This window comes from Streptomyces chiangmaiensis, from assembly GCF_036281785.1.
Taxonomy (GTDB): domain Bacteria; phylum Actinomycetota; class Actinomycetes; order Streptomycetales; family Streptomycetaceae; genus Streptomyces; species Streptomyces chiangmaiensis.
The window spans coordinates 1-4,610 of record NZ_JAYWVC010000371.1; the positions used below are offsets into that span (position 1 = coordinate 1).

6 protein-coding genes are annotated in these 4,610 nt (G+C 72.4%); 3 read left to right on the plus strand and 3 right to left on the minus strand.

Annotated elements, in window-relative coordinates; translation table 11 throughout:
- Both VXC91_RS42640 and VXC91_RS42645 read left to right on the plus strand, forming a co-directional pair.
- Positions 1-427 (plus strand): cbb3-type cytochrome c oxidase subunit I (locus VXC91_RS42640; protein ID WP_329512730.1); only part of this gene is annotated, 427 nt, incomplete at its 5' end.
- The gene (locus VXC91_RS42645) at positions 424-801 is read left to right on the plus strand and encodes a hypothetical protein (RefSeq protein WP_329512731.1); all 378 of its coding nucleotides are present in this window, start codon (positions 424-426) and stop codon (positions 799-801) included. The genes VXC91_RS42640 and VXC91_RS42645, both read left to right, overlap by 4 nt.
- Positions 802-1,047: 246 nt before the next feature.
- Here VXC91_RS42645 and VXC91_RS42650 read toward each other — a convergent pair whose 3' ends face one another.
- The gene (locus VXC91_RS42650; RefSeq protein ID WP_329512732.1) at positions 1,048-1,521 is read right to left on the minus strand and encodes a carboxymuconolactone decarboxylase family protein; all 474 of its coding nucleotides are present in this window, start codon (positions 1,519-1,521) and stop codon (positions 1,048-1,050) included.
- 196 nt (positions 1,522-1,717) lie between these two features.
- On the opposite strand from VXC91_RS42650, the gene VXC91_RS42655 reads away from it, so the two are divergent.
- Positions 1,718-1,930: a hypothetical protein gene (locus tag VXC91_RS42655; RefSeq protein ID WP_329512733.1), complete on the plus strand. Its 213-nt coding sequence runs from the start codon at positions 1,718-1,720 to the stop codon at positions 1,928-1,930.
- Between the two features lie 261 nt (positions 1,931-2,191).
- On the opposite strand, the gene VXC91_RS42660 is transcribed toward VXC91_RS42655, so the two are convergent.
- Complete coding sequence (locus tag VXC91_RS42660) at positions 2,192-2,848, minus strand: SDR family oxidoreductase (RefSeq protein WP_329512734.1); 657 nt, start codon at positions 2,846-2,848, stop codon at positions 2,192-2,194.
- Between the two features lie 133 nt (positions 2,849-2,981).
- On the minus strand, positions 2,982-4,226 hold the full coding sequence (locus tag VXC91_RS42665; protein ID WP_329512735.1) for an amidohydrolase family protein: 1,245 nt from the start codon (positions 4,224-4,226) through the stop codon (positions 2,982-2,984).
- Between the last annotated feature and the right edge of the window lie 384 nt (positions 4,227-4,610).

Consider the following 4,610-nt stretch of genomic DNA (forward strand, 5'->3'; position numbering starts at 1 on the left):
TTTCTGGACGCTGTTCGTCGGATTCCACACGACGTTCCTGGTACAGCACTGGCTGGGCGCCGAGGGCATGCCCCGCCGCTACGCCGATTACCTGGCCGCAGACGGCTTCACCTGGCTCAACACGGTCTCCACCATCGGATCGTTCCTGCTGGGGCTGTCCGTGCTTCCGTTCCTTTACAACGTGTGGAAGACCGCCAAGTACGGCAAGCCGGTCGAAGTCGACGACCCGTGGGGCTATGGACGTTCGCTCGAGTGGGCCACGTCCTGTCCGCCGCCGCGGCACAACTTCCTCACCCTGCCGCGGATCCGCACCGAATCCCCGGCCTTCGACCTGCACCACCCCGAGGTTGCCCAACTCGACTACGAGGCGGGTCTCGGCGGACGCGCCGCGGTGGAAGGGCCGGGACGGGAAAGAGGCCGGCCTTGACATCATCGAGCCGTCATGGGGCCCCGCTGGACCGGCACAGCGGGGCACTCGCCAACGAGGTCGAGGGCTATCTCCTCCTGCAGGCGGAGCGAGAGCAGGCACAGCGCGAAGCCGAAGCCCTCTGTGCGCGCCTGCCCTGGCTCACGAGCGGGCAGGCCGACGACCTGGAGCGCCATTACACCGAGCAGCGCCTCGGTCTGACACGGCAAGCGCTGCAGGCCACTGCCGACCGGGCCAAGCGCCTGCGTGGGGAGTACGAGACCCGTTACGCCACCTTGCGTCGCACCTTGCTCAGACGGTACGCCATCTGCGCGTGCCTCCTGATCGCGGGTTCCACGACGGCCGGTGCGGGGGCCAGTCTGCTTGCCCGCTGACCCGACCGCCTCCGGACGTGCCCTCACACACGACGCCCCTGTGTGCGACAGCGGAGCCGGGTGGGGTCCCGGCGAGCCGACCGTCGCGGCTTCATCCGAAGGTGTGACCGCGGTGCCTGCGTACGGCCATGGTCGCGGGCCGACTTACCGGATCAGCCGCGGCGCCCCGGGTGCCGTCGAGGGGTGCCCGGGGTGTGTGATGCCGCTGCCCCCGGGGCGACGACGGCCCCGGTCGGCCACTCCTGGTCATGCGAACCGGCCGGGCTGGTAGTCGCCGGCGGGCTGCTGGACGATGACGTTCCCGCGGTTGAAGGCGTTGATGAGGGCGATGGTGCACACCAGGGCGGCGAGCTGCTCCTCGTCGTAGTGCTTGGCGGCGTTCGCCCAGGCCTCGTCCGTGACGCCGCCCGCCGCGTCGGCGATGCGGGTGCCCTGCTCCGCCAGCTCCAGGGCGGCGCGCTCGGCATCGGTGAACACCGTGGCCTCCCGCCAGGCCGCGACCAGGTTGAGGCGTGTCGCGGACTCTCCGGCGTGCAGGGCGTCCTTGGTGTGCATGTCGGTGCAGAAACCACAGCCGTTGATCTGACTGGCGCGGAGCTTCACCAGTTCCTGCGTCGAGGCCGGCAGGGTCGAGTCCGCGAGCACCTTGCTCGCGGCGACGATGTGCTTCCCGAACTTGGCTGCGACCGGGTTGCTGAGGAGGTTCAACCGAGCTTCCATGGTGCGCTCCTGTGTCGTTGTCGGTGGTGACACCTCTTCGACGGAGCAGCTCCCGCGATGTGTGACATGCCCGAAGGTGACCTGCGTCTCCCACGGTCCTCGAAGTCCTCGTACACGCCCGCTGATCCGGTTCTCGGCCGTGCGCGCCGATCCGGATTCCCGCCATCGGCTCGGCCCGTTCTCGTACGCTGAGGACATGCCGTCACGCCGCAGAAGCTGCCCCGAGTGCCGACGGGACATCGCCGTCGTCGCCGGGCGGTTCGCGCGGCACGACCCGCCGGGGGCGCGGAGTAGCGGGGTGCTCGTCTCCTGTCCGGGTACCCGCCGGCTCGCGCAGACCGACGCCGCGCAGCCTGCTCCGGATGGGTACGCCGTACCGGAGTTTCCCGGTCAGCTGCCTCTCTTCTGACCCGTACGTCGATCCCGATCGGCCTGTCCCCCGGCCCCCTTCGACCCTTCCGACAGGCCGTCCGCCCCCTGCCGGCTTCCAGCCGTCCCCGGCCGGCACCTTCGAGGTCCGGTCATCCGACGCACCGTCACAAGTGCCGCACGCCCGCCCGATTCACTGAGCTCTCCGAACGCATCCCGCCCATCCGTCGCGAACGCCTCCCGCACTGCCGCGGCAGCACCGGGTGCGCCGTGCGAACCCCGTCCGGTACAGGTGTCCGATTCAGTTCCCCGCCACCGATTTCACGGCCACGGACACCGGGGTCGAACCGCCGATCAGCTCCAGGGTCAGACCGGCCGTCGCGGGCGTGTCGACGAGCTCCGCGAGAACCACCGCCACGTCCTCGCGCGGGACCGCGCCACGGCCGGTGTGCGCCTCGAGGCGCACCAGGCCGGTGCCCGCGTCGTCCGTCAGCGAGCCGGGGCGCAGGATCGTCCAGTCCAGGGACTTGTGGGCGCGTACGTATGCGTCGCCCTCGCCCTTCGCGCGCAGATACACGTCGAAGACCTCGTCCCCCTGGTGCTCCGGGTCCGCGCCCATCGAGGAGACGACGACGAATCGGCGTACGCCCGCCCGTTCCGCCGCGTCGGCGAACTTGATCGCGGCGTCCCGGTCCACCGTGTACTTGCGGGCCGCACCACTGCCCGGGCCCGCGCCCGCCGCGAAGACGGCCGCGCCGGCTCCCTCCAGGTGCGCGGCGATCTCCTCGGCCGACGCCGACTCCAGGTCGCAGACGATAGGTTCGGCGCCCGCCGCGCGCAGATCGTCGGCCTGTTCCGCACGGCGGATGATCCCCGCGGCCTCTTCACCGCGCGCGGCGAGCAACCGCTCCAGCCGCAGCGCGATCTGACCATGTCCACCAGCGATGACAATGCGCATGTTTCCGACCGTACGCCCGGGCGGACGCCTTTGCCGCACGACTTCACGCAGGGCCGGTTCTCACCGGCGAATCCACGCCCTGCGCGTCGGCATTCTCACGGCCGCCCGCGTGCGCGCTCCTCGCGGTGGCCCCTCATGGCTGTGCCCGCCCCTGCCGGGGCAGGTCGAGCGCCACCGCCGCCGAGTTGCAGTACTCGCGCACTGCGCTCGTGCGCGCCACCACGCGCCCCTGGTGCACGACGATCCGGCTGTACGCGAGCGACAACGCGCCCGCGAGCCGGTCACCGCGCACGGCGAGGAGCTCCGCGGGGAAGCCCGCCTCCACCCGCACCTCGGGCAGCCCGAGCGTGGCCCGCGCCGATGCACTCACCATGTCGTACGCGTCCTGGGGAGACAGCCCGTACCGGGACGCCAGCAGGTACGCCGCCTCCAGCGGGTCCCCGCGCCCCACGGGGTTCGACACGTCCCTGAGCGCTCCGCTCCCCGCCGCGACCCGTACCCCGGCCGACCGCAGCAGCCGCACCGGAGCCGTGTCGCGCTGCTCGACCGCACCGCAGCCGCCCTGCGGCAGACAGACCACCGTCACCCCGGCGGCGGCGAGCCGTTCCGCTGACCGGGCCGCGGCCCCCGCCGGCAGACGCCCCAGACCTCCGCACGGCCCGAGCGTCACCCCGGGCCGCAGGCCGCCCGCCATCGCTGCGAGCCGGGCGAGGCGCGCCGGATCGCCGGCGTCGGTGTGCAGGTCCACCGGGCAGCCGAACTCGGCGGCCAGTTCCAGGACCGCCTCCACGTACCCGGTCGGGTCCGGATCCGTGTCCGGGCAGCCGCCCACCACCGTGGCGCCCATCTTCATCGCGTCGCGCAGCAGGGCGAGCCCGTCCGCCCCGGCGTTGCCGGTCAGCACCCGCGGCATCGCCACCGCCGTCAGCTCGGCGAGCCCGCACAGCGAACGCCGCGCACTCAGCACGGCCGTGAGCGCGTCCAGTCCCTGCGCGTCACCGATGTGCACATGCGAGCGCAGGGCCGTCGCACCGTGTCCTAGTTGCAGCAGCGAGGCCTCGGTGGTGCGGCGCTGGACGTCCTCGGGCTGGTGCGACACCGGCCCGTCGCAGTCCGCGGTCAGGGCCGTGTCTCCGTGCGCATGCGGCTCGGCGGGGGCCGGCAGGAGCAGATAGCCGCGCAGGTCGACCCGGGCGGCGACGGCTCCCGTGGCCAGGCTGCCGGCGGTGCCGACGGCCTCGATGCGCCCGCCGCCCAGCCGCACGTCCACCGTCCGGCCGTCGGTGAGCCGCGCCCCGCTCAGCAGAAGGGCGGTCGAGTCGGCCGGTACCGAGGGCGAGGACGAGACGTGGGACGACTGCGCTCGGCTGTCGGGCATCGCGCTCCTGTGGTTCGGGGGAGGCTGCGCACCCCGGGGCAAGATCACGCAGAGTCAGTTCGAGCCTAGGGCGGCGACCCGGCCGCGGCGGGGAGGAGCGCAATAGTCGTACCGGTGTGGTGCTTCGGGCGGGGGGAGCACGGGTGGGCTCGCGGGTCGCGGCGGACGGGGGACTTCACGGTTGTGGCGGGGCTGCCATGCGGGAGGTTGACGCAGTTGCCGTCATCGCTGCGGCGGGAGTGGCCGGTGGGACGGCCGTCGTGTCGGTGCTCCGGGAGCCGCGGGAAACATACGGAGAAGCCAGGGGAACAGGCCGGGCGGGTGCCGCGAAACGGATTTGGGCGAACGGCGGGCGAGCGTGTAATGTCTTCATCGCTCGCCCCA

Coding starts and splice junctions, on each gene's coding strand:
- VXC91_RS42650 (WP_329512732.1), bottom strand. CDS start 1,521: ATGGAAGCTCGGTTGAACCTCCTCAGCAACCCGGTCGCAGCCAAGTTC.
- VXC91_RS42655 (WP_329512733.1), top strand. CDS start 1,718: ATGCCGTCACGCCGCAGAAGCTGCCCCGAGTGCCGACGGGACATCGCC.
- VXC91_RS42660 (WP_329512734.1), bottom strand. CDS start 2,848: ATGCGCATTGTCATCGCTGGTGGACATGGTCAGATCGCGCTGCGGCTG.
- VXC91_RS42665 (WP_329512735.1), bottom strand. CDS start 4,226: ATGCCCGACAGCCGAGCGCAGTCGTCCCACGTCTCGTCCTCGCCCTCG.